This window comes from Pseudomonas sp. ML2-2023-6, from assembly GCF_037055265.1.
Lineage (GTDB): Bacteria > Pseudomonadota > Gammaproteobacteria > Pseudomonadales > Pseudomonadaceae > Aquipseudomonas > Aquipseudomonas kulmbachensis.
Genome location: NZ_CP146347.1, coordinates 4,394,994 through 4,418,537, shown reverse-complemented (window position 1 = coordinate 4,418,537; position 23,544 = coordinate 4,394,994). Strand labels below are relative to the sequence as shown.

Below are 23,544 nucleotides of genomic sequence, written 5' to 3'. Positions count from 1 at the left end.
TGAAAAAGCCCCGGCTCTTAAGTACAAGCCGGGGCTTTTTCGTTACTGCATCAGCTTACGCTTGAATAACCGGGATATTGGCATTTGCAGCCGCTTCACGGAATTCGGCGATCTGATCAAAGCTCAGGTAGCGGTACACGTCCGCTGCCATGGTGTTGATCTCTGCCGCGTAGACCATGTACTCCTCGACGCTTGGCAGGCGACCCAGGATCGAGGCAACCGACGCCAACTCGGCCGAAGCCAGGTAAACGTTAGCGCCGTCACCCAGACGGTTCGGGAAGTTACGGGTCGAAGTCGACACAACAGTCGAGTTCGGCTCTACACGTGCCTGGTTACCCATGCACAGCGAGCAGCCCGGCATTTCCATGCGCGCGCCTGCTTTGCCGAAGATGCCGTAGTAGCCTTCTTCGGTCAGCTGGTGAGCGTCCATCTTGGTCGGAGGCGACAGCCACAGACGAGTTGGCAACTGGCCTTTGACCTTGTCCAGCAACTTGCCCGCAGCGCGGAAGTGGCCGATGTTGGTCATGCACGAACCGATGAACACTTCGTCGATTTTCTCACCGGTAACGGTGGACAGCAGACGGGCGTCATCCGGGTCGTTCGGCGCGCAGAGCACAGGCTCATTGATGTCAGCCAAGTCGATTTCGATGATGTGCGCGTATTCGGCGTCAGCATCGGCTTCCATCAGTTCAGGGTTGGCTACCCAGGCTTCCATCGCTTGAGCACGACGCTCAAGGGTACGAGCATCGCCGTAACCTTCACCGATCATCCAGCGCAGCAGGGTGATGTTGGAGTTCAGGTATTCGGTGATGGACTCTTTGGACAGCTTGATGGTGCAGCCAGCAGCCGAACGCTCTGCCGAGGCGTCGGACAGTTCGAATGCCTGCTCGATGCTCAGGTTGTCCAGACCTTCGATTTCCAGGATGCGACCCGAGAATTCGTTGATCTTGCCTTTCTTCTCGACCGTCAGCAGACCCTGTTGGATTGCGACGTAAGGAATGGCGTGTACCAGGTCACGCAGGGTGATGCCCGGCTGCATTTCGCCTTTGAAGCGAACCAGAACCGACTCAGGCATGTCCAGTGGCATAACGCCAGTGGCTGCTGCGAACGCTACCAGACCGGAACCGGCCGGGAACGAAATGCCCATTGGGAAACGAGTGTGGGAGTCGCCGCCAGTGCCGACGGTATCCGGCAGCAGCATACGGTTCAGCCAGCTGTGGATGATGCCGTCGCCCGGACGCAGGGATACACCGCCACGGGTCATGATGAAGTCAGGCAGGGTGTGGTGGGTGGTCACGTCGATCGGCTTTGGATAAGCCGCGGTATGGCAGAACGACTGCATTACCAGATCAGCGGAGAAGCCCAGGCACGCCAGGTCTTTCAGTTCGTCACGGGTCATTGGACCGGTGGTGTCCTGAGAGCCTACGGTGGTCATCTTCGGTTCGCAGTAAGTACCTGGACGAACGCCAGTTACGCCGCAAGCCTTGCCAACCATTTTCTGCGCCAGGGTGAAACCCTTGGTGCTTTCAATCGGAGCTTCAGGCTTCTTGAACAGGTCGGCAGGGCCCAGGCCCAGTTCAGCGCGAGCCTTATCGGTCAGGCCACGGCCGATGATCAGAGGGATACGGCCACCAGCGCGAACTTCGTCCAACAGCACCGGGGTCTTCATTTCGAAGGTGGTGATGACTTCGTCAGTACCGTGCTTGCAGACTTTGCCAGCGTGCGGGTACAGGTCGATCACGTCGCCCATGTTGATGTTGGAAACATCGAATTCGATTGGCAGTGCGCCAGCATCTTCCATGGTGTTGTAGAAGATTGGAGCGATTTTGCTGCCGAAGCAGAAACCACCGGCACGCTTGTTCGGTACATAAGGAACGTCGTCGCCGAAGAACCACAGTACGGAGTTGGTAGCCGATTTACGCGACGAACCGGTACCGACCACGTCACCGACGTAGGCAATCGGGAAGCCGGCGTTGCGCATTTCTTCGATTTGCTTCATCGGACCGATGGAGCCTTGAACGTCCGGCACGATACCGTCGCGAGCCATTTTCAGCATGGCCAGGGCGTGCAGCGGGATATCAGGGCGCGACCAGGCGTCCGGTGCAGGCGACAGGTCGTCGGTGTTGGTTTCGCCGGTGACCTTGAACACGCGCAGGCTGATTTTGTCAGCCAGGACTGGGCGGTTCTTGAACCACTCGCCGTCAGCCCAGGATTGCACTACAGCTTTGGCGTGGGGGTTGCCGTTTTTGGCTTTTTCAGCGACGTCGTGGAAGGCGTCAAACATCAGCAGGGTGTGCTTGAGTTGCTCGGCGGCAACCGGTGCCAGCTCTGCGTCGTCCAGCATCTCAACCAGAGTCACGATGTTGTAGCCGCCTTGCATAGTGCCAAGCAGTTCAACAGCGCGTTTTTTGCTGATCAAAGGAGAGGTAGCTTCGCCCTTGGCAATCGCTGCCAGGAAGCCGGCTTTTACGTAAGCAGCTTCGTCAACACCCGGCGGAATGCGGTTGGTGATCAGGTCTACGAGGAATTCTTCTTCGCCGGCTGGCGGGTTTTTCAGCAGCTCAACCAGGCCTGCGGTTTGTTCGGCGTTAAGCGGCTGGGGAACGATACCCAGTGCTGCACGCTCTTCGATATGTTTGCGGTAGGCTTCAAGCACAGTTATTACCCTCATCATTGGTCCCAAATGGGTGTCCGGGACGCGCATCCAGGAATGCCGAGCACTCATGCGCTGCGGGGCTTTTTGAGCCGCTTAGCCAGAATTGCAAGGATTCCCAACAGAAGCTGTTTTCAAAGTTTTACGCCTTCCGAACGGGGGGCATGATGAATGTTGGTGCGGGTATCTGCAGTGCAAACACCCCTCACCAACACCGTTCTTCGGGATCAACTGTGCTCGTGACGCTTTGAAAACAGCTTCTAACGGACATTGGCGCCTTAAAAGGCAGACCGATTCTACGGTAAAAACTTGTTAAAGGTAAGTTAGGCCCTGAAGGTTGAGGGGTGATCTGCGTTAGACAAAGGGCTAACATGGGTGCCTGTTTCGTTCTGCAGTGCTCTATTTCGCCATGTCCAATCAAACCATCAAGACTCCCTGCATAGGCCTTTGCTCAACGGTTTACGGCGACCTCGTGTGCCGTGGTTGCAAGCGTTTCCACCATGAAGTGATCAATTGGAACGGTTACAACGAGGAAGAAAAGCGCGCTGTATGGCGCAGGCTTGAGCAGCTTTTGGTGCAAGTGATGGCTGGCAAGGTAGAGGTTTTTGATCGAGCCACGCTGCGCGACCAACTGGTGGCGCGCAAGATCCGCTTTGTGCCCAACCAGTCCGAATATTGCTGGGCCTACCAGCTGATTGCCCGCGGTGCGCGGGTGATCAATCAGCTGGAGCTCTACGGCATGGTGCTATTGCCGGAGTTTCGCGGTTGGGCTCTGCCCGAGTTGCGTGACGCCATTGATCGGGAATTTTTCCTGCTGTCCGAAGCGCATTATCAGCGCTATATCGCCCCTGGTTTTTTGCAAGAGGCCTTTGGCGAATAAGCCGATCAGCTCTTGCTCGCCAGTTCTTCCAGGTGCTCGATCATGTCATCGGGCTTGAGCACCAGGATGTCGCTTTCCAGCTTGTCTATCACCACTTCAGCAGTATTGCCGATCAGTGCGCCCGAGAAACCGGTGCGCGCCACTGTGCCCATCACCGTCACTACCGCGCCCAGAGCTTTGGCGACCCGTGGAATAATCACGTCTGCCGGGCCCTCCTCGATATGCAGGCGGCTGTCATCAATTTCACATTGCTGCTGAAACACCTTGCACTCGGCCCGGTAGGTTTGTTCCAGCTGGGTATCCAGGGGGTAAGCTGCGTCGACCGCTGCCAGCATTGGAGCGGGGTGAGCGCTGACGACATGAAATTGCGCATGGGCCATGCTCGCGATGCGGAAGCCGTGGTCGACAATGCTTGAATGCAGGGTCATATGCTCAGGATCGTTGTTGCCCACGTCGACGGCGGCCAATATGACCCCGTGCTCCCAGGATTCTGCGGTTTTGGCCAGCAGTACCGGGCTCGGGCAGTAACGCAGCAGTTTCCAGTCTTCGGGAGTCAGCAGGACTTTTTTCAGCGGGTTATCCGGCACGTGTTGCTTGATCACCAATCCGCAATTGTGAGCTTGCTGCACCTTGATGATGGTTGCGTGCTGGCTTTCATGCCAGGCCTGCTCGCTGCTGACGCTGTAGGCTTCAGTTTTCAGGCTGCTTTCAAGCACGCTCAGCAGGGCTGAGTGGTCATGTTTTTTATCGCAAATCAACAGATGCAAGTGCGCCTTGGTGTGGCAGGCGATGTGTTTGGCACGTTTGAGTGCGAGGCTTTCCATCAGATGGGGCTCGATGACGACCAACAGGGTGTTAATGCTGTGCATGACCGGTGACTCCACAAGTAATAAAAGCGGCTTGCATTCACTATAGTTGCTCTGCAGTTGTACCCGTGTTGATGCATATCAAGTTACGCCGTTGGTGCTGCGCTCCGTGGCCCGTATAATCCCTGGCTCGCCTCAATTCAGTTTTGTGAGCCTCATGTCAGCGATTTTTCAAAACACTGCCGGTTTGCCGTGCAACCCCCAACGGTCGGGAGCATGCGCGTGATTCTTCCTGAAATTCATCAGTTCCTGGGTTGCCGCACGCCTGACGGCTGGATCGCGGCGGCGTTGGCTGATCAGGAAACTTTGCTGATCGATCACAAAAACTGTGAGTTCAAGGCTGCGAGCACAGCGCTGAGCCTGATCGCCAAGTACCATTCCCATGTTGACCTGATCAACATGATGTCGCGTCTGGCCCGTGAAGAGCTGGTGCACCACGAGCAAGTCATGCGCCTGATGAAAAAGCGCAAGATCGAGTTGCGCCAGCTGTCGGCCGGGCGCTATGCCTCGGCGCTGCGCAAAGTGGTGCGTAACCACGAGCCGGTCAAACTGGTAGACACATTGGTGGTAGGTGCATTTATCGAAGCCCGCAGTTGCGAGCGCTTCGAAGCCCTGGTGCCACATTTGGACGAAGAACTCGGCAAGTTTTACTTCGGCCTGCTCAAGAGCGAGGCGCGGCATTTTCAGGGCTACCTGAAACTGGCCTACCAATATGGTGATGCCAAGGATATTGCCCAAGTGATCGAGCGGGTGAGGGTGGCGGAGCAGGAGCTGATCGAGTCGCCGGATGTCGAGTTCCGTTTCCATAGTGGTGTGCCAGCCGCCGCTTAAACTTCGGCAGCTGCTACGGGAGCTGTAAAAATACCAACGACCAGATAGATAGCCGCCTAATAATCGGCTTGACATTAGCTGCCTAGACAGTAATATTTCGAAACATTACTGCCTAGGCAGCTTCCTGGTGCCCTGATGAAACATTTCCATCCCGATAACTTCCAAAACTGCACCCTGGGTTTGCTCCTGGGGCGTACGGCCATGCTCAAGGACAAGATCATCGACCGCCATATGGAGCCTTACGGCATCACGGCGGCGCAGTTCAAGGTGCTGATCATCATGGCCCAGTTTGACGTCGACACTCCGGCCGAGCTCTGCCGCCACCTGTCGCTGGACAGTGGTTCGATGACCCGCATGCTGGATCGTCTCGAGCAAAAAAAACTGCTGGTGCGCCAGCGTTCCGAGGCCGATCGGCGCCAGGTTCAACTGGTGCTGACCGATGATGGTCAGGCGCTCGCCAGCCTGCTGCCGCAGATTGGCGCCGATGCGATGAATCAGCTGGCAAGCGCCATTAGCCCGCAAGAGCTGCAAAGCCTGGAACAGATCCTCAAGAAAATACTGTTGGCAGCGGGTGATCCGATCACTGTCATGCGCTTAGGTGAAAAATGAGCCACAAAACGCTGCGTACAGGCCTGAGCCTGGTATTTACGTCGATGGTGCTGGCCGGTTGCGCCAGCTACAGCGGTTTGAGCACCGTGGGCGTGAGCCAGGATGCGAAAAACCTTCACGCTGCCCGAACGCTTGACGGCGTGACGCTCAGCCCGGCGGCCTGGCCTGAAAAGGACTGGTGGAAGCGTCTGGGTGACGGGCAGCTTGATGGTTTGATCGAGGAAGCATTGCGCGACAGTCCGGATATGCAAATAGCCAGTGCCCGTGCGCATCAGGCAGCGGCTGCCGCCGGTGCCGCCAATGCTGCACGCATGCCAACCCTGGATGCCGAGGCTGATGTTTCGCGTTCGCGCTTGTCGCGCTCCCAGGACCCTACAGGTCAGGGCGGTCGGTACGACACGCTGCGCGATGCCAGCCTGACATTTAATTACACCTTCGATCTATGGGGCGGCCAACGCGACGCCTGGGAAGCAGCATTGGGCGAAGCCCGTGCGGCCACAGTTGACAGTCAGGCCGCGAGCCTGACCCTGGCCGCCGATGTGGCGCGGGGCTATAGCAGCCTGGGGCATGCCTTTATTGTGCGAGACCTGGCCAAGGATGACCTTGAGCGCACCGGTAAATTGCTCGACCTGAGCAAGCGCCGCCTGCAGGCCGGTATCGACAGTCACTATCAGTATCAGCAAACCGAAAGCCTTGAGGCCAGCTCCCAGGAGCAACTGATCAACGCTGAAAAACAACTCAAAAGTGCGCGCATCGCGCTGGCGGTGTTGTTGGGCAAGGGGCCGGATCGCGGGGTCGAGATTGCTCGCCCGAAAATTCTGGCGCCGAGCGCCGTAGCGTTGCCGAGCACCTTGCCGGCTGAGTTGCTGGGTCGTCGTCCCGATCTGGTGGCGGCGCGCTGGCGAGTGGAGGCGGCGAGCAAGAATATTGCGGCAGCCAAGACCCGGTTTTATCCCAATCTGAACTTGAGTGCGGCGGCGGGTACTCAGTCGTTGCTGGGCGATGCCTTGTTCGGCTCTGCCAGCCGCTTCCTCAATATTGCGCCGGCCATTTCGTTGCCGATATTTGATGGCGGGCGCCTGCGTGCAGGGCTGGATGCCGAAGATGCCAATTACGACCTGGCGGTCGCGCAGTACAACAAGATACTGGTGGGCGCGCTTGGCGACGTCAGCAATACCCTTGCGCAACTAGGTGCAGTGGGGCAGCAAATCAATGCCCAGCAGCGGGCCACCGATATCGCTCAGGATTCGTTCAATACCGTGTTGCAGCGCTACGGCTCGGGTGTCGGTAACTACCTGGATGTGCTCAGCATTGAACAGCAATTGCTTCAGGCCCAACGCCAGTTGGCGGACCTGAATGCCGAACAGATCGACCTTTCGATTCAACTGATGCAAGCCCTGGGCGGTGGATTTCAGCCCGGTAACCCGGTTGCGGCCGATTCCACTGAAGTCCTCGCTGGCAGAAAATTTTAGGTACCCGTCATGGCCACTGTGCAAACACCGAATGAAACGCAACAAACCCAGGACGCTGGCAACCAGCGTAAACGCAAGCTCTGGCTGAGCGGCCTGGCAATTCTGGTCATCCTGCTCGGGCTCGGCGTCTGGGCCTGGCAAGAGCTGTATGGTCGCTGGAGTGAAAGCACCGACGATGCCTATGTAAATGGCAACGTGGTTGAAATCACGCCGCTGGTCACCGGAACAGTGGTGAGCATCGGCGCCGATGATGGCGATCTGGTTCAGGAGGGCCAGGTCCTGCTCAACTTCGATCCGAGCGATGCGCTGGTTGGCTTGCAAAGCGCCGAGGCCAATCTGGCTCGTACGGTGCGTCAGGTTCGAGGCCTGTTCAGTGACGTGAAGGGCATGAAGGCTCAGGTCGCAGCGCAAAAAGTCGAAGTGCAGAAAAACCAGGACAACTACAACCGCCGTAAAAGTCTGGCGGCGGGCGGGGCTATTTCCCAGGAAGAGCTGTCCCATGCCCGGGATGATCTGTCTTCGGCGCAAAGTGCCTTGCGCAATGCCGAGCAAAAACTCGATACCACCAGTGCGCTGGTCGATAACACCTCCGTGGCCAACCACCCTGATGTGAAGGCGGCGGCTGCCCAGTTGCGTCAGGCGTATCTGGCCAATGCCCGCTCCACCTTGATTGCGCCGGTCACAGGCTACGTGGCCAAGCGTACTGTTCAGTTGGGCCAGCGGGTTCAGCCTGGCACTGCCCTGATGGCGGTCATTCCGCTGAATCAGCTGTGGATTGATGCCAACTTCAAGGAAACCCAGCTGCACAAGATGCGTATCGGCCAGCCGGTGGACATTGAGTCGGATATCTACGGCAGCAGCGTGAAGTACAGCGGCACCATCGACAGCATTGGTGCCGGTACGGGCAGCGCATTTGCTCTGTTGCCTGCGCAGAATGCGACGGGTAACTGGATCAAGATCGTGCAGCGGGTGCCTGTGCGCATTCATATCAATGCCGATGAGTTGGCGGAGCATCCGCTGCGGGTCGGCTTGTCGACGACCGTTGATGTGAACCTGCGAGACCAAAGTGGCCCGGTACTGGCCCAACAACCGCCGCAAAGAGCTTCGTTCACCACCACTGTGTACGCGCAGCAATTGGCCGACGCCGAAGCTCTGATAGCGCACTTGATCGACAGCAACAGCGCAGGTACTGGCGACATGGCCGCCCAACGCTGATTCGCCAATCCATAAGCCCCGCCACACAGGCGGGGCTGCATCCCCGGTTTTAAAGGATTTGCGATGAGTACAAACGCGTCTTTTTCTCCTCCCAGCCTGGTAATGGCCACCATCGGATTGTCGCTGGCGACCTTTATGCAGGTGCTCGACACCACCATCGCCAACGTCGCCTTGCCCACCATCTCCGGCAACCTTGGGGTGAGTTCGGAGCAGGGTACGTGGGTAATTACCTCATTTGCGGTAAGCAACGCGATTGCCTTGCCACTGACCGGTTGGTTGAGTCGGCGCTTTGGTGAGGTAAAGCTGTTTTTGTGGGCCACGATTCTGTTCGTGCTGGCTTCTTTTTTATGCGGTATTTCGACCTCGATGCCTGAGCTGGTCGGGTTTCGCGTGTTGCAGGGGTTGGTGGCCGGGCCGCTGTACCCCATGACTCAAACCCTGTTGATTGCGGTGTATCCACCTGCGAAACGGGGGATGGCATTGGCATTGCTGGCGATGGTCACGGTGGTTGCGCCCATTGCCGGGCCCATTTTGGGTGGCTGGATCACGGACAGTTACAGTTGGCCGTGGATCTTCTTCATTAATATCCCGATTGGCATATTTGCGGTGATGGTGGTTCGCCAGCAACTGAAGGCGCGCCCGGTGGTAATTACCCGTCAACCGATGGATTACGTGGGGTTGATTACTCTGATTATCGGGGTTGGTGCGTTGCAGATTGTGCTCGACAAGGGCAATGATCTGGACTGGTTCGAGTCCAACTTTATCCTGCTGGGCACCGCATTATCGGTAGTGGCGCTGGCGGCATTTATCATTTGGGAAATGACGGACAAGCATCCGATCGTCAACTTGCGTCTGTTTGCCCATCGCAACTTTCGCATCGGCACCATTGTGCTGGTGCTGGGTTATGCCGGGTTCTTCGGTATCAACCTGATTTTGCCGCAATGGTTGCAGACGCAGATGGGCTATACCGCCACCTGGGCTGGCCTGGCAGTGGCGCCAATCGGGATTTTGCCGGTGTTGATGTCGCCATTTGTGGGCAAGTACGCGAATAAATTCGACTTGCGCCTGTTGGCTGGGCTGGCGTTCTTGGCCATTGGCCTGAGCTGCTTTATGCGCGCCGATTTCACCAATCAGGTGGACTTCCAGCACATTGCGCTGGTGCAGCTATTTATGGGGATTGGTGTGGCGCTGTTCTTTATGCCGACCTTGACCATATTGATGTCGGACTTGCCGCCGCATCAGATTGCCGATGGTGCAGGGTTGGCGACGTTCCTGCGTACTCTGGGGGGCAGCTTTGCGGCTTCGCTGACCACCTGGATCTGGATTCGCAGGGCGGATCAGCATCACGCCTATATGAGTGAAAGCATCAGCGCCTATGACCCGGTAACCCGGCATACCCTGGAAAGTCTGGGTGGGGCCAGCACACCGGCTTACGCCCAGATGGATCAGATTCTGACGAGTCAGGCGTATATGTTCTCCACCGTGGACTACTTCACCATGATGGGTTGGTTGTTTATGGGCTTGATTTTGCTGGTATGGCTGGCCAAGCCACCGTTTGCAGCGAAGGCGGGGCCGGCGACCAGCGGGCATTAAAGCTGGAACCCTGCAAACCCCTTGTGGGAGCGAACCTGCTCGCGAAAGTATCTGACTGCGCCGATACCTTCGCGAGCAGGCTTGCTCCCACAGCTTTACTGTGAGGCGGGCTGCAAGAAATCAAACGGCTCAAGTCGCATGCCGTGCTCATCCACTTGCAGCACCCAACCTTGACGGTCCCAGTCACCCAGAACAATACGCTTGGCGGCGAGTTCGCCGATTTGCAATTTGTGGATTGCCGGGCGATGGGTATGACCGTGAATCAGGGTGTGTACGCCAAAGTGCGCCATGATCCGGGGAACTTCCTCGGGGGTCACGTCAACGATGTCATTGGCTTTCATGCGGGTCTGGGCACGGCTTTCGCTGCGCAGCTTGCGCGCCAGTTTGTGGCGAGTGCTCAGGGGCAGGTGGCGCAGAACCCATAAGGTGATGGGGTTGCGCAGGTAGCGTCGCAGGCGCATGTAGGCTTCATCGCGGGTGCACAGGCTGTCGCCATGCATCAGCAATACCGGCTCACCATAGAAGTCGACAACGCTAGGGTCTTTGATCAGGGTGCAGCCAGCCGCTTTACAAAAGGCCTGGCCAAGCAAAAAGTCGCGGTTACCGTGCATCAGAAAAATCTTCGTGCCGGTTTCGCTGAGTGTTCGCAACGCTTCGCAGATCGAGCGTTGGTAGGGTGTCATCGCATCGTCGCCAATCCAGGCTTCGAAAAAATCACCCAGAATGTATAGCGCCTGAGCCGAGCGCGCGCGCCCGGTCAGGAAATCCAGAAACGCCCGGGTTATGTCCGGGCGCTCCTCTTCCAGATGCAAATCTGAAATCAGCAGTATCACTCAATGATCTCTGCTTTCTCGACGATCACGTCTTCTTTAGGCACGTCTTGATGACCGGCTTTGGAAGTAGTGGCAACGCCTTTGATTTTGTCTACCACGTCCTGGCCTTCAACGACTTTACCGAACACGGCGTAGCCCCAGCCCTGAGCGGTTTTTCCGCTGTGGTTGAGGAAGCTGTTGTCAGCCACGTTGATGAAGAACTGGGCGGAAGCCGAATGCGGCTCCATGGTGCGAGCCATGGCCACGGTGTACTTCTCGTTTGGCAGGCCGTTGTCAGCTTCGTTCTGGATGCTTGGGCGCTTGTCTTTCTTTTCTTTCATGCCTGGCTCGAAACCGCCGCCCTGGACCATGAAATTGCCGATTACACGGTGGAAAACAGTGTTTTCGTAGTGGCCGGCTTTTACGTATTCGATGAAGTTAGCAACGGTGATCGGTGCTTTTTCAGCGTTCAGCTCGATCACGATGTCGCCGTGGTTGGTGCTCAGTTTTACTTTGGTCATGGTCGTTATCGCTCTATCAGAGAATTCGTCGGGCTTGGGGGCGGGGTGAACACACCTCAATCCCCCAGGCTGGCTGGGTAGATACAGCCGCGGGCGGAGTTTAGCGTGCTCGCACGGCATTTCGATGGTGTTTTTCCCATATGGGGACTAAAAGCCGGCATTTCAATCGGTTTGATTGAGTACCTGCTCTGTCAGGGACTTGACGGCATCGGCTATGATAGGCGCTTTGATTTAGTCGGCCGACCCAGGCCGCGCACCCTGTTACGTTCAAGGATCCTATGAGCAAGCCCACTGTCGACCCCACTCTGAATCCAAAAGCTGGCCCTGCTGTCCCGGCTAACTTCCTGCGTCCAATCGTTCAGGCGGACCTAGACTCGGGTAAATGCACACAGATCGTGACCCGCTTCCCGCCGGAGCCCAATGGCTATCTGCACATCGGTCATGCCAAATCCATTTGTGTGAACTTTGGGCTGGCTCAGGAGTTTGGTGGCGTTACGCATTTGCGTTTTGACGACACCAACCCGGCTAAAGAAGACCAGGAATACATCGACGCGATCGAAAGCGACGTGAAATGGCTGGGCTTCGAGTGGTCTGGCGAAGTGCGCTACGCCTCGCAATATTTCGACCAGTTGCACGCGTGGGCGATTTACCTGATTAAAGAAGGTAAGGCCTACGTCTGCGACCTGTCGCCTGAGCAAGCCAAGGAATACCGCGGCACTCTGACCGAACCTGGCAAGAACAGCCCGTTCCGCGACCGTAGCGTCGACGAGAACCTGGATCTGTTCGCCCGCATGACGGCTGGTGAGTTCGAGGACGGCAAGTGCGTACTGCGCGCCAAGATCGATATGGCATCGCCGAACATGAACCTGCGTGACCCGATCATGTACCGCATTCGTCATGCCCATCACCACCAGACCGGCGACAAATGGTGCATCTATCCGAACTATGACTTCACTCATGGTCAGTCGGATGCGATCGAAGGTATTACTCATTCGATCTGCACCCTGGAATTCGAAAGCCATCGCCCGCTGTACGAATGGTTCCTCGACAGCCTGCCAGTGCCAGCGCACCCGCGTCAGTACGAATTCAGCCGTCTGAACCTGAACTACACCATCACCAGCAAGCGCAAGCTCAAGCAACTGGTTGATGAAAAGCACGTCAATGGCTGGGATGACCCGCGCATGTCCACGCTGTCGGGTTTCCGTCGTCGTGGCTACACGCCAAAATCGATCCGCAACTTCTGCGACATGGTCGGCACCAACCGTTCCGACGGCGTGGTTGACTTCGGCATGCTGGAATTCAGCATCCGTGACGATCTGGACCACAGCGCGCCGCGCGCCATGTGCGTACTGCGCCCGTTGAAAGTCATCATCACCAACTACCCGGAAGGTCAGGTCGAGAATCTTGAACTGCCTTGCCATCCGAAAGAAGACATGGGTGTGCGCGTACTGCCATTCGCCCGTGAGATCTACATTGATCGCGACGATTTCATGGAAGAACCGCCAAAAGGCTACAAGCGCCTTGAGCCTGCGGGCGAAGTGCGTTTGCGCGGCAGCTATGTGATCCGTGCCGACGAAGCAATCAAGGACGCCGATGGCAACATCGTCGAACTGCATTGCTCGTACGACCCCGAGACCCTGGGCAAAAACCCTGAAGGTCGCAAGGTCAAAGGTGTGGTGCATTGGGTGCCAGCGGCTGCCAGCGTCGAGTGTGAAGTGCGTTTGTATGATCGTCTGTTCCGTTCGCCGAACCCTGAAAAGGCCGAAGACGGCGCGGGCTTCCTGGAAAACATCAACCCTGACTCTCTGCAGGTGCTTACCGGTTGTCGTGCTGAACCCTCGCTGGGTAATGCACAGCCGGAAGACCGTTTCCAGTTCGAGCGCGAAGGCTACTTCTGCGCGGATATCAAGGACTCGAAACCCGGTCACCCGGTATTCAACCGTACCGTGACCCTGCGTGATTCGTGGGGCCAGTGATCAAGTTTTGAAGGAATAAGCCGTGCTTACGATCTACAACACGCTCACCAAGAGCAAAGAAGTTTTCAAGCCGCTGGACGGCAACAATGTGCGCATGTATGTGTGCGGCATGACCGTGTACGACTACTGCCACATTGGTCATGGTCGTAGCATGATCGCCTTCGATCTGGTGACCCGCTGGTTGCGTTTCAGCGGCTACAACCTGACCTATGTGCGCAACATCACGGACATTGAAGACAAGATCATCAATCGTGCCCGCGAAAACGGTGAGCCTTTTGAGGTGCTGACCGAGCGCATGATCGCGGCGATGCATGAAGATGAGGCGCGGCTCAATATCCTCAAGCCGGATATGGAGCCGCGTGCCACGGATCATATTCCTGGCATGCACGCGATGATCCAGACCTTGATCGACAAGGGCTACGCCTATGCCCCGGGCAATGGTGACGTGTATTACCGCGTCGCCAAGTTCATGGGCTACGGCAAGCTGTCGCGTAAAAAGATCGAAGATTTGCGCATCGGTGCCCGCATTGAAGTCGATGAGGCCAAGAACGATCCTCTGGACTTCGTGCTCTGGAAGGGCGTCAAGCCGGGCGAGCCGAGCTGGGAATCGCCGTGGGGTCCGGGTCGTCCGGGCTGGCATATCGAGTGCTCGGTGATGTCCACCTGCTGCTTGGGTGAGACCTTCGATATTCATGGCGGCGGCAGCGATCTTGAGTTCCCGCACCATGAAAACGAAATCGCCCAGAGCGAGGCGGCAACGGGTAAAACCTACGCCAATGCCTGGATGCACTGCGGGATGATTCGCATCAATGGCGAGAAGATGTCCAAGTCCTTGAACAACTTCTTCACCATTCGTGACGTTCTGGAGAAATATCACCCGGAAGTGGTGCGTTATCTGTTGGTGTCGAGCCACTACCGTAGCTCGATCAACTACTCGGAAGATAATCTCAAGGATGCGAAAGCGGCCCTTGATCGCTTCTATAACGCACTTAAAGGGTTGCCGAAGGTTGCTCCGGCCGGTGGTGAGGCGTTTGTTGAGCGTTTCACCCAGGTGATGAACGACGACTTCGGTACGCCGGAAGCTTGTGCGGTGCTGTTCGAGATGGTTCGCGAGATCAACCGTTTGCGCGAAACTGATCTGCAAGCGGCCGCCGGTTTGGCTGCGCGCCTCAAGCAATTGGCGGATGTGCTGGGTGTATTGCAGCTCGAAGCCGACGATTTCTTGCAGGCAGGTGCTGCAGGCAAGATCGATGCGGCCCAGGTAGATGCCTTGATCGAAGCGCGTTTGGCTGCCCGTGCCGGTAAGGACTGGGCTGAGTCGGATCGTATACGCGATCAGCTGGCTGCGATGGGTGTGGTGCTGGAAGACGGTAAAGGCGGGACAACCTGGCGCTTGGCTGACTAGGTTGCACGTTGTGTGAACAAGAGCCCGTACAGGGTTTAATGCTGGTGATGTTGTGGGAGCGAGCCTGCTTGCTCCCACAGTTGAAGTCATCGCATTGCGCTCTGTGCGGGCTTTTGTTTGCCTGCCTTTTACCGGCACCCACAAAAACGGCACCCGAAGGTGCCGTTTTTGTATGCGCGGATCAACACTCAGTCGTGCAGTGTTTCAGCCGCGTACAGAGTATTTTCCAGCAGGCAGGCACGGGTCATCGGGCCAACGCCGCCCGGAACCGGGGTGATCCAGCCCGCGCGGGGCAGGGCGGTCTCGTAAACCACGTCACCCACCAGCTTGCCATCGGCCTGACGGTTGATGCCAACGTCGATCACGATGGCGCCTTCCTTGATCCACTCGCCTTTAACCAGGCCCGGCTTGCCGGCAGCAACCACGACCAGATCGGCGCGGCCAACGTGGCCGGCCAGGTCCTTGGTGAAGCGGTGGGTCACGGTCACGGTGCAGCCTGCCAGCAGCAACTCCATGGCCATCGGACGGCCAACGATGTTGGATGCGCCGACAATCACAGCGTCCATCCCGTACAGGTCCTGACCGGTGCTTTCCAGCAGGGTCATGATGCCTTTAGGGGTGCACGGACGCAGCAGCGGGATACGCTGGGCCAGGCGGCCGACGTTGTAGGGGTGGAAACCGTCGACATCTTTGTCAGGGCGAATGCGTTCCAGCAGCCTGGATGCATCCAGATGGGCTGGCAGAGGCAGTTGCAGCAGGATGCCGTCGATGTTCGCGTCGTCATTAAGACGGTCGATCAGATCGGTCAGCTCTTGCTGGGCAGTGTCAGAAGGCAGGTCATAGGCTTGGGAAATAAAGCCTACCTCTTCGCAGTCTTTACGCTTGTGCGAAACATAAACCTGGGAAGCAGGATCGCTGCCGACCAGAATCACTGCCAGACCAGGGGTTCGCAGGCCTTGCTCGTGACGCTCGGCGACACGTTTGGCAATCTGCTGGCGCAGGCTGGCGGCGATCGCTTTGCCGTCGATTAGTTGTGCAGTCATTACGCGTGATTAACCATCGTAAAGGGTGGAAAAAGGACGTGCATTCTCGCATGCCGCGACGCGAGGGCAAAGGCGCTTGGTCTGCTTATTCCCCTAACTCCTTTATATTTCTAAACTTTTTTCAAAAAAGAGTTGACGACTTTAGGGCTCACCTATAACATTCGTCGCACTTGTCGGGCACAGCCTAGCACTGGTTAAGAAGGTAGAGCGAAGTTGTTGTTCAGCTTGGTGATACTGAAAGCACTTGGTTTGTAGTCGTCACAGAGTACAAATTATTAAGGCGCCCGTAGCTCAGCTGGATAGAGCATCCGCCTTCTAAGCGGATGGTCGCAGGTTCGAGTCCTGCCGGGTGCGCCATTAGGCAGCTTTGGCACAAGTAAGCAGTACAGGCAATATGGTGGGCGTAGCTCAGTTGGTAGAGCACGGGATTGTGACTCCCGTTGTCGAGGGTTCGATCCCCTTCGTCCACCCCATATTTAGAAAGCCGCCAGATTAATCGTCTGGCGTCTTTGCTTCAAAAGTTTGAAATGCGGATGTGGTGGAATTGGTAGACACACTGGATTTAGGTTCCAGCGCCGCAAGGTGTGAGAGTTCGAGTCTCTCCGTCCGCACCAAATTTGAACAAAGCCGCTGTAGCGGCTTTTTTCTTTTGTTTTAACTGCTTGTTTCGTGAAACAGGCAGGGTTGTAAACGCGCTATGGTGGGCGTAGCTCAGTTGGTAGAGCACGGGATTGTGACTCCCGTTGTCGAGGGTTCGATCCCCTTCGTCCACCCCATATTTAAAGAAAACGCCAGATTAACCATCTGGCGTTTTTTTGTATCCGCAGTTTGAGAAACTGACGTAAGGGTGTCGCGCAGCGCCTCATTTCCCGCATGCTTAGCGTCCACTGCGATTTGTGTGACAATGCGCGCAGATTGGGGCGGCTCCAAAGGTGCCCGTGATCGCCAGTTAATCGGCAAGGGCTGTGTGCGTCGGTTTTGCGTCCGGCTTTTGCTCAATAATGCGGTTGTCTGCGCAAAGTGTCTTCGGTGATGTATCTGGTTCTGCCCGGTACTCGCTTCTATCTATATAGAAGGCGCAGCAGATGGCTGCTTTTACTTCATTTCTGTCGGCTGTTTTCATGCGTGTTTACGGTAGGGTGACTTCTTGAGTTTGACCCACTAGAATGCATGCCCTTGATTATGGGGTCGGAAACGGCCGGCTAACGTCTGTGCAACGAGGAATATCCATGCAAGTTTCTGTTGAAAATACTTCCGCTCTTGAGCGTCGCATGACCATTGGCGTGCCATCAGAGCGTATTGAGGCTGAAGTCAACAAGCGTCTGCAACAGACTGCCCAAAAGGCCAAGATCCCGGGCTTCCGTCCAGGCAAGGTGCCAATGAGCGTGATCCGTCAGCGTTACGAAGCTGATGCGCGTCAAGAAGCTCTGGGCAATGTGATCCAGGCTTCCTTCTACGAAGCAGTGGTTGAGCAGAAGCTGAACCCGGCTGGCGCTCCTTCTGTTGAGCCTAAAGTCTTCGAAAAAGGCAAGGATCTGGAATACGTTGCTACTTTCGAAGTATTCCCTGAATTCGAAGTAACCGGTCTGGACACTATCGCTATCGAGCGCCTGAGCGCCGAAGTGGCTGATGCCGACCTGGACAAAATGCTGGACGTGCTGCGCAAGCAGAACACCCGTTTTGAAGTGACTGACCGTGCCGCCCAGAACGATGATCAACTGAACATCGATTTCGTTGGCAAGGTTGACGGCGAAGTATTCGCTGGTGGTTCGGCCACCGGTACTCAGTTGGTTCTGGGTTCGGGTCGCATGATTCCTGGCTTCGAAGAAGGCCTGGTTGGCGCTAAAGCTGGCGAAGAGCGCGTTCTGAAGCTGACTTTCCCTGCTGACTACCAGAACCTGGACCTGGCTGGCAAAGAAGCCGAGTTCACCGTGACTGTGAACACTGTTTCCGAGCCTAAGCTGCCTGAGCTGAACGAAGAGTTCTTCGCTCAGTTCGGTATCAAGGAAACAGGTCTGGAAGGTTTCCGCACCGAAGTTCGCAAGAACATGGAGCGTGAGCTGCGTCAGGCCATCAAGTCCAAGGTCAAGAACCAGGTAATGGACGGTCTGTTGGCTGCCAACCCGATCGAAGTGCCGAAATCGCTGCTGTCCAACGAAGTTGATCGTCTGCGCGTGCAGGCTGTTCAGCAGTTCGGTGGCAACATCAAGCCTGATCAACTGCCGGCCGAGCTGTTCGAAGAACAAGCCAGCCGTCGCGTAGTACTGGGTCTGATCGTGGCTGAAGTAGTCAAGCAGTTCGACCTCAAGCCTGACGAAGATCGCGTTCGCGAAATGATTCAGGAAATGGCTTCCGCTTACCAGGAGCCAGAGCAGGTTGTAGCTTGGTACTACAAAAATGACGCTCAATTGAACGAGGTTCGTTCGGTTGTGCTGGAAGAGCAAGTTGTGGATACTGTTCTGCAGAAGGCCAAGGTGACCGATAAAGCGGTCTCTTACGAAGAAGCTGTCAAGCCGGTGGAAGCTCCACAAGCCGACTGATTTCTGACTCGTTAGAAAACACAACCATAAGCCAGCCTCGAGCTGGCTTATGCGTATCCAGACATGACTATTTGGGAGTGACTGCCGGACATGTCCCGCAATTCTTATATTCAGCAGAACTCTGATATCCACGCCGCTGGCGGCCTGGTCCCGATGGTTGTCGAGCAGTCGGCCCGTGGCGAGCGCGCCTATGACATCTATTCGCGCCTCCTGAAGGAGCGAATCATCTTCCTGGTCGGCCCTGTAGAAGACTACATGGCCAACCTGGTTGCGGCGCAGCTGCTATTCCTTGAAGCCGAGAACCCGGACAAGGACATCCATCTTTACATCAACTCCCCAGGCGGTTCGGTGACTGCAGGCATGTCGATCTACGACACCATGCAATTCATCAAGCCAGACGTGTCGACCATCTGTATCGGTCAGGCTTGCAGCATGGGCGCCTTCCTGTTGGCCGGTGGCGCACCGGGCAAGCGTCACTGCCTGCCTAACTCGCGCATGATGATTCACCAGCCGCTGGGCGGTTTCCAGGGGCAGGCGTCGGATATCGACATCCATGCCAAGGAAATTCTCAACATCCGTCATCGTTTGAACTCGCTGCTGGCTCACCACACGGGCCAGACTCTCGAAACCATCGAGCGTGACACTGAGCGTGACAACTTCATGAGCGCCGAGCGTGCAACCGAATACGGTTTGATCGACTCTGTGTTCAGCAAGCGTCAAATGCCCGCTTAAGCAGCTCAAATGTGGGTGGTTGGGTTAACCGACCACCTGCGGGCTTGAAAAAGCCCGCAGTTGCCTTCATCTTGTGTTGCAAGCCTATCGGATTTGGATCGATCGAATGACTGACACCCGCAACGGCGAGGACAACGGCAAATTGCTCTATTGCTCCTTCTGTGGCAAAAGCCAGCATGAAGTGCGCAAATTGATTGCCGGCCCCTCGGTCTTTATCTGCGACGAATGCGTCGACCTGTGCAATGACATCATCCGTGAGGAGGTGCAGGAAGCCCAGGCCGAGAGCAGCGCGCATAAATTACCTTCGCCAAAAGAAATCAGCGGCATCCTTGATCAATACGTCATTGGTCAGGAACGTGCCAAAAAGGTTTTGGCTGTAGCGGTGTACAACCACTACAAGCGCCTTAACCAGCGTGACAAGAAAAACGACGACGTCGAACTCGGCAAGAGCAACATTCTGCTGATCGGCCCGACCGGCTCGGGTAAAACCCTGCTGGCAGAAACCTTGGCTCGCCTGCTGAATGTGCCTTTCACCATTGCTGACGCAACCACGCTGACTGAAGCCGGTTACGTGGGCGAAGATGTTGAAAACATCATTCAGAAGCTGCTTCAGAAATGCGATTACGACGTAGAGAAAGCCCAGATGGGTATTGTCTACATCGATGAAATCGACAAGATTTCGCGCAAATCCGACAACCCTTCGATTACCCGTGATGTTTCGGGTGAGGGTGTGCAGCAGGCATTGCTCAAACTGATTGAAGGCACCGTGGCTTCCGTACCGCCTCAAGGTGGTCGCAAGCACCCGCAGCAGGAATTTTTGCAGGTTGATACCCGCAACATCCTGTTTATCTGTGGTGGCGCGTTCTCGGGTCTGGAGAAGGTTGTACAGGCTCGTTCGACTCGTGGCGGCATCGGCTTCAGTGCTGAAGTGCGCAGCAAGGAAGAGGGCAAGAAGGTTGGCGAATCCCTGCGTGAAGTCGAACCTGACGATTTGGTCAAGTTTGGTCTGATCCCGGAATTCGTGGGCCGTCTACCTGTTTTGGCGACGCTCGATGAGTTGGACGAAGCTGCATTGATGCAGATTCTGACCGAGCCAAAGAATGCGTTGACCAAGCAGTACGGCAAGTTGTTCGAGATGGAAGGTGTTGATCTCGAGTTCCGTGCTGATGCCTTGAAAGCCATCGCCAAGCGTGCGCTCGAGCGCAAGACTGGCGCCCGTGGCCTGCGTTCGATTCTTGAAGGCGTTCTGCTCGACACCATGTATGAAATCCCCTCGCAATCCGAGGTGAGTAAAGTGGTGATCGACGAAAGCGTTATAGAAGGCAAGTCCAAGCCGTTGTTGATTTATGAAAACAACGAACCGACTGCCAAGGTAGCACCTGACGCGTAAATGTAGTGCTGGGCACTACACATTGCGTGTTAAAGAAGGGGCCTTCGGGCCCCTTTGCTTTTCCTGCGGTACAACGCTTGTTTTTTATCGAGACTGCCCCCATCTTGGCTTCAAGCTTACATCCATCTGATTACGGCCTTATGGCCGCCGTAGAGGCGAAATCATGAAGACAACCATCGAATTGCCTCTCCTGCCATTGCGCGATGTTGTGGTTTATCCGCACATGGTGATCCCACTGTTCGTGGGACGCGAGAAATCAATCGAGGCCCTTGAGGCTGCGATGACGGGCGACAAGCAGATTTTGCTGCTGGCTCAAAAGAACCCGGCCGACGATGATCCGGGCGAAGATGCGCTCTATCGCGTAGGTACAATTGCAACCGTCCTGCAACTGCTCAAGCTCCCGGATGGCACAGTTAAAGTGCTGGTCGAAGGCGAGCAGCGTGGCGCTGTTGAGCATTTTGGCCAGGCTGATGGCTATCTGAGTGCTGAAGTATCCTTGATTGACGAAGTGGCTGCCCCGGATCGCGAGTCCGAGGTCTTTGTTCGCAGTCTGCTTTCGCAGTTCGAACAATATGTGCAGCTAGGCAAAAAGGTCCCGGCCGAAGTTCTTTCATCGCTTAACAGCATTGATGAACCAAGCCGTCTGGTCGATACGATGGCTGCCCATATGGCGCTCAAGATCGAACAGAAGCAGGAAATTCTTGAAATCATCGACTTGCAAGCTCGGGTTGAGCACGTCCTGGCGCTGCTGGATGCCGAGATTGATCTGCTGCAAGTTGAAAAGCGTATCCGTGGTCGTGTCAAAAAGCAGATGGAGCGCAGCCAGCGCGAGTACTACCTGAATGAGCAAATGAAAGCCATTCAGAAAGAGCTGGGTGATGGTGACGAAGGTCACAATGAAATCGAAGAGCTGAAAAAGCGCATTGACGCTGCGGGCTTGCCTAAAGACGCAATGACCAAGGCTTTGGCCGAGCTGAACAAGCTCAAGCAAATGTCGCCAATGTCAGCAGAAGCCACCGTGGTGCGCTCCTACATTGACTGGCTGGTGCAGGTGCCGTGGAAGGCTCAGAGCAAGGTGCGTCTGGACCTGAAGCGCGCAGAAGACATTCTGGACGCAGACCACTACGGTCTGGACGAAGTTAAAGAGCGGATTCTCGAATACCTCGCGGTGCAAAAGCGCGTGAAGAAAATTCGTGGCCCGGTTCTATGTCTGGTCGGTCCTCCTGGCGTAGGCAAAACCTCGCTTGCCGAGTCCATTGCTCACGCGACAAACCGTAAATTCGTGCGCATGGCTTTGGGTGGCGTGCGTGATGAGGCGGAAATTCGTGGTCATCGCCGTACTTATATCGGTTCGATGCCAGGAAGATTGATTCAAAAGATGACAAAGGTTGGGGTTCGCAACCCGCTGTTCCTGCTCGATGAAATCGACAAAATGGGCAGTGATATGCGCGGCGATCCCGCTTCGGCGTTGCTTGAAGTGCTTGACCCTGAGCAAAACCACAATTTTAACGACCATTACCTCGAGGTCGATTACGACCTGTCGGATGTGATGTTCCTGTGTACGTCCAACTCGATGAATATCCCGCCAGCTTTGCTGGACCGGATGGAAGTCATTCGTTTGCCGGGCTACACCGAAGACGAAAAAATCAACATTGCTGTCAAATACCTGGCCCCGAAACAGATTGAAGCCAACGGCTTGAAAAAGGGCGAGCTGGCGTTTGATAACGAAGCTATCCGCGACATTATTCGTTACTACACCCGCGAAGCCGGTGTGCGGGGCCTGGAGCGTCAGATTGCGAAGATCTGCCGCAAGGCAGTCAAAGAGCATGCGATGGAAAAACGCTTCGCGGTGACCGTCACGCCAGAGCTTCTTGAGCACTTCCTGGGTGTAAGAAAATTCAGCTATGGCTTGGCTGAAGTTCAGGATCAAATTGGTCAAGTGACCGGGTTGGCCTGGACTCAGGTCGGTGGCGAATTGTTGACCATTGAAGCGGCAGTTGTTCCCGGCAAGGGCCAGTTGATCAAGACCGGTTCGCTGGGCGATGTGATGGTTGAGTCCATCACGGCTGCGCTGACAGTTGTTCGCAGCCGCGCCAAGAGCCTCGGCATCCCATTGGATTTCCACGAGAAACGTGACATTCACATCCACATGCCAGAGGGCGCTACGCCTAAAGATGGCCCAAGTGCGGGTGTGGGCATGTGTACCGCTCTGGTCTCTGCGTTGACCCTGATACCGGTGCGTGCCGATGTTGCCATGACCGGTGAAATAACCCTTCGTGGTCAAGTATTGGCCATTGGCGGTTTGAAGGAAAAATTACTTGCAGCTCACCGTGGTGGGATCAAGACTGTAATTATTCCGGAAGAAAACGTTCGTGATCTGAAGGAAATTCCTGACAACATCAAACAGGATCTTCAGATTAAACCGGTTAAATGGATTGACGAGGTCCTGCAAATTGCGCTGCAATACGCGCCGGAGCCCTTGCCGGATGTGGCTCCCGAGATTGTTGCCAAGGACGACAAGCGAGAGTCTGACTCTAAGGAAAGAATTAGCACGCATTAATACGGATTCGCCTGATGGGCTTTCTTGACGCTTTTTAGAGCCCTTGTTATAAAGCGGCTCTATAAGTGTCCGTAAGTGCTTCAGCAGTCGTTTTGCTTTTACCAAAAAACTTTAGAAACATACTCAGATAGATATAAGGGGACTTAGAGTGAACAAGTCGGAACTGATTGATGCTATCGCTGCATCTGCTGATATCCCGAAAGCTGCAGCTGGCCGTGCGCTGGACGCAGTAATCGAATCCGTCACTGGCGCTCTTAAGGCTGGCGACTCTGTGGTACTGGTTGGTTTTGGTACTTTTTCTGTAACCGATCGTCCAGCTCGCATTGGTCGTAACCCACAGACCGGTAAAACGCTGGAAATTCCTGCTGCTAAAAAACCAGGCTTCAAAGCCGGTAAAGCACTGAAAGAAGCGGTTAACTAAGTTTCTGTAACACTTTTTACCCAAC

At 55.8% G+C, this 23,544-nt stretch carries 18 protein-coding genes and 4 tRNA genes; 17 read left to right on the top strand and 5 right to left on the bottom strand.

The window, feature by feature from the left end; translation table 11 throughout:
• Positions 1-55 precede the first annotated feature (55 nt).
• Complete coding sequence (gene acnB, locus V6L79_RS20560) at positions 56-2,656, bottom strand: bifunctional aconitate hydratase 2/2-methylisocitrate dehydratase (RefSeq protein ID WP_261742470.1); 2,601 nt, start codon at positions 2,654-2,656, stop codon at positions 56-58.
• Between the two features lie 406 nt (positions 2,657-3,062).
• Between acnB and V6L79_RS20555 the strand changes: the two genes are divergently transcribed.
• The gene (locus tag V6L79_RS20555; protein WP_261739174.1) at positions 3,063-3,533 is read left to right on the top strand and encodes a DUF1289 domain-containing protein; all 471 of its coding nucleotides are present in this window, start codon (positions 3,063-3,065) and stop codon (positions 3,531-3,533) included.
• 5 nt (positions 3,534-3,538) lie between these two features.
• On the opposite strand, the gene V6L79_RS20550 is transcribed toward V6L79_RS20555, so the two are convergent.
• Positions 3,539-4,402 carry a universal stress protein gene (locus V6L79_RS20550; protein ID WP_338579421.1) on the bottom strand — a complete coding sequence of 288 codons (864 nt, stop codon included), beginning with the start codon at positions 4,400-4,402 and terminating at the stop codon, positions 3,539-3,541.
• 219 nt (positions 4,403-4,621) lie between these two features.
• Between V6L79_RS20550 and V6L79_RS20545 the strand changes: the two genes are divergently transcribed.
• The 5 genes from V6L79_RS20545 to V6L79_RS20525 all read left to right on the top strand — a co-directional run bounded on the left by V6L79_RS20545 (position 4,622) and on the right by V6L79_RS20525 (position 10,119).
• On the top strand, positions 4,622-5,230 hold the full coding sequence (locus V6L79_RS20545) for a tRNA-(ms[2]io[6]A)-hydroxylase (RefSeq protein ID WP_261739172.1): 609 nt from the start codon (positions 4,622-4,624) through the stop codon (positions 5,228-5,230).
• 135 nt (positions 5,231-5,365) lie between these two features.
• Positions 5,366-5,839 (top strand): MarR family winged helix-turn-helix transcriptional regulator, encoded by a 474-nt coding sequence (locus V6L79_RS20540; protein ID WP_261739171.1) that lies wholly within the window; start codon positions 5,366-5,368, stop codon positions 5,837-5,839.
• Complete coding sequence (locus tag V6L79_RS20535) at positions 5,836-7,311, top strand: efflux transporter outer membrane subunit (protein ID WP_261739170.1); 1,476 nt, start codon at positions 5,836-5,838, stop codon at positions 7,309-7,311. The genes V6L79_RS20540 and V6L79_RS20535 overlap by 4 nt, the downstream gene beginning before the upstream one ends.
• 9 nt (positions 7,312-7,320) lie before the next feature.
• On the top strand, positions 7,321-8,526 hold the full coding sequence (locus V6L79_RS20530; protein WP_321838056.1) for an HlyD family efflux transporter periplasmic adaptor subunit: 1,206 nt from the start codon (positions 7,321-7,323) through the stop codon (positions 8,524-8,526).
• Positions 8,527-8,589: 63 nt separating this feature from the next.
• Entirely contained in the window at positions 8,590-10,119 is a 1,530-nt protein-coding gene (locus V6L79_RS20525; protein ID WP_261739168.1) for a DHA2 family efflux MFS transporter permease subunit, read from the top strand.
• 95 nt (positions 10,120-10,214) lie between these two features.
• Here the strand turns inward: V6L79_RS20525 and lpxH are convergent, their stop codons facing one another.
• Positions 10,215-10,952, bottom strand: a complete 738-nt coding sequence (gene lpxH, locus V6L79_RS20520; RefSeq protein ID WP_261739167.1) for a UDP-2,3-diacylglucosamine diphosphatase — start codon at positions 10,950-10,952, stop codon at positions 10,215-10,217.
• The gene (locus tag V6L79_RS20515; RefSeq protein WP_019823171.1) at positions 10,949-11,452 is read right to left on the bottom strand and encodes a peptidylprolyl isomerase; all 504 of its coding nucleotides are present in this window, start codon (positions 11,450-11,452) and stop codon (positions 10,949-10,951) included. The genes lpxH and V6L79_RS20515 overlap by 4 nt, the downstream gene beginning before the upstream one ends.
• Before the next feature lie 278 nt (positions 11,453-11,730).
• Between V6L79_RS20515 and V6L79_RS20510 the strand changes: the two genes are divergently transcribed.
• Both V6L79_RS20510 and cysS read left to right on the top strand, forming a co-directional pair.
• Positions 11,731-13,428, top strand: coding sequence for a glutamine--tRNA ligase/YqeY domain fusion protein (locus V6L79_RS20510; RefSeq protein WP_338579420.1), 1,698 nt, complete (start codon positions 11,731-11,733; stop codon positions 13,426-13,428).
• 22 nt (positions 13,429-13,450) lie between these two features.
• Complete coding sequence (cysS, locus tag V6L79_RS20505; RefSeq protein WP_261739165.1) at positions 13,451-14,833, top strand: cysteine--tRNA ligase; 1,383 nt, start codon at positions 13,451-13,453, stop codon at positions 14,831-14,833.
• A gap of 188 nt (positions 14,834-15,021) precedes the next feature.
• On the opposite strand, the gene folD is transcribed toward cysS, so the two are convergent.
• Entirely contained in the window at positions 15,022-15,876 is an 855-nt protein-coding gene (gene folD, locus V6L79_RS20500; RefSeq protein ID WP_261739164.1) for a bifunctional methylenetetrahydrofolate dehydrogenase/methenyltetrahydrofolate cyclohydrolase FolD, read from the bottom strand.
• A gap of 280 nt (positions 15,877-16,156) precedes the next feature.
• On the opposite strand from folD, the gene V6L79_RS20495 reads away from it, so the two are divergent.
• The 9 genes from V6L79_RS20495 (at position 16,157) to V6L79_RS20455 (ending at position 23,519) form a co-directional block, all read left to right on the top strand.
• Positions 16,157-16,233, top strand: a tRNA-Arg gene (locus tag V6L79_RS20495).
• Between the two features lie 40 nt (positions 16,234-16,273).
• A tRNA-His gene (locus V6L79_RS20490) sits at positions 16,274-16,349 on the top strand.
• A 56-nt stretch (positions 16,350-16,405) separates the two neighbouring features.
• Positions 16,406-16,490, top strand: a tRNA-Leu gene (locus V6L79_RS20485).
• A gap of 86 nt (positions 16,491-16,576) precedes the next feature.
• Positions 16,577-16,652, top strand: a tRNA-His gene (locus V6L79_RS20480).
• Positions 16,653-17,105: 453 nt separating this feature from the next.
• On the top strand, positions 17,106-18,416 hold the full coding sequence (gene tig, locus V6L79_RS20475) for a trigger factor (protein WP_261739163.1): 1,311 nt from the start codon (positions 17,106-17,108) through the stop codon (positions 18,414-18,416).
• A gap of 90 nt (positions 18,417-18,506) precedes the next feature.
• The gene (clpP, locus tag V6L79_RS20470; protein ID WP_016782312.1) at positions 18,507-19,148 is read left to right on the top strand and encodes an ATP-dependent Clp endopeptidase proteolytic subunit ClpP; all 642 of its coding nucleotides are present in this window, start codon (positions 18,507-18,509) and stop codon (positions 19,146-19,148) included.
• A gap of 106 nt (positions 19,149-19,254) precedes the next feature.
• Positions 19,255-20,538, top strand: a complete 1,284-nt coding sequence (gene clpX, locus V6L79_RS20465; RefSeq protein WP_048359633.1) for an ATP-dependent Clp protease ATP-binding subunit ClpX — start codon at positions 19,255-19,257, stop codon at positions 20,536-20,538.
• A 163-nt stretch (positions 20,539-20,701) separates the two neighbouring features.
• A complete protein-coding gene (lon, locus tag V6L79_RS20460; RefSeq protein WP_261739162.1) occupies positions 20,702-23,098 on the top strand; it encodes an endopeptidase La in 2,397 nt (798 codons plus the stop codon).
• A 148-nt stretch (positions 23,099-23,246) separates the two neighbouring features.
• Positions 23,247-23,519 carry an HU family DNA-binding protein gene (locus tag V6L79_RS20455; protein WP_016782315.1) on the top strand — a complete coding sequence of 91 codons (273 nt, stop codon included), beginning with the start codon at positions 23,247-23,249 and terminating at the stop codon, positions 23,517-23,519.
• Positions 23,520-23,544: the final 25 nt, after the last annotated feature.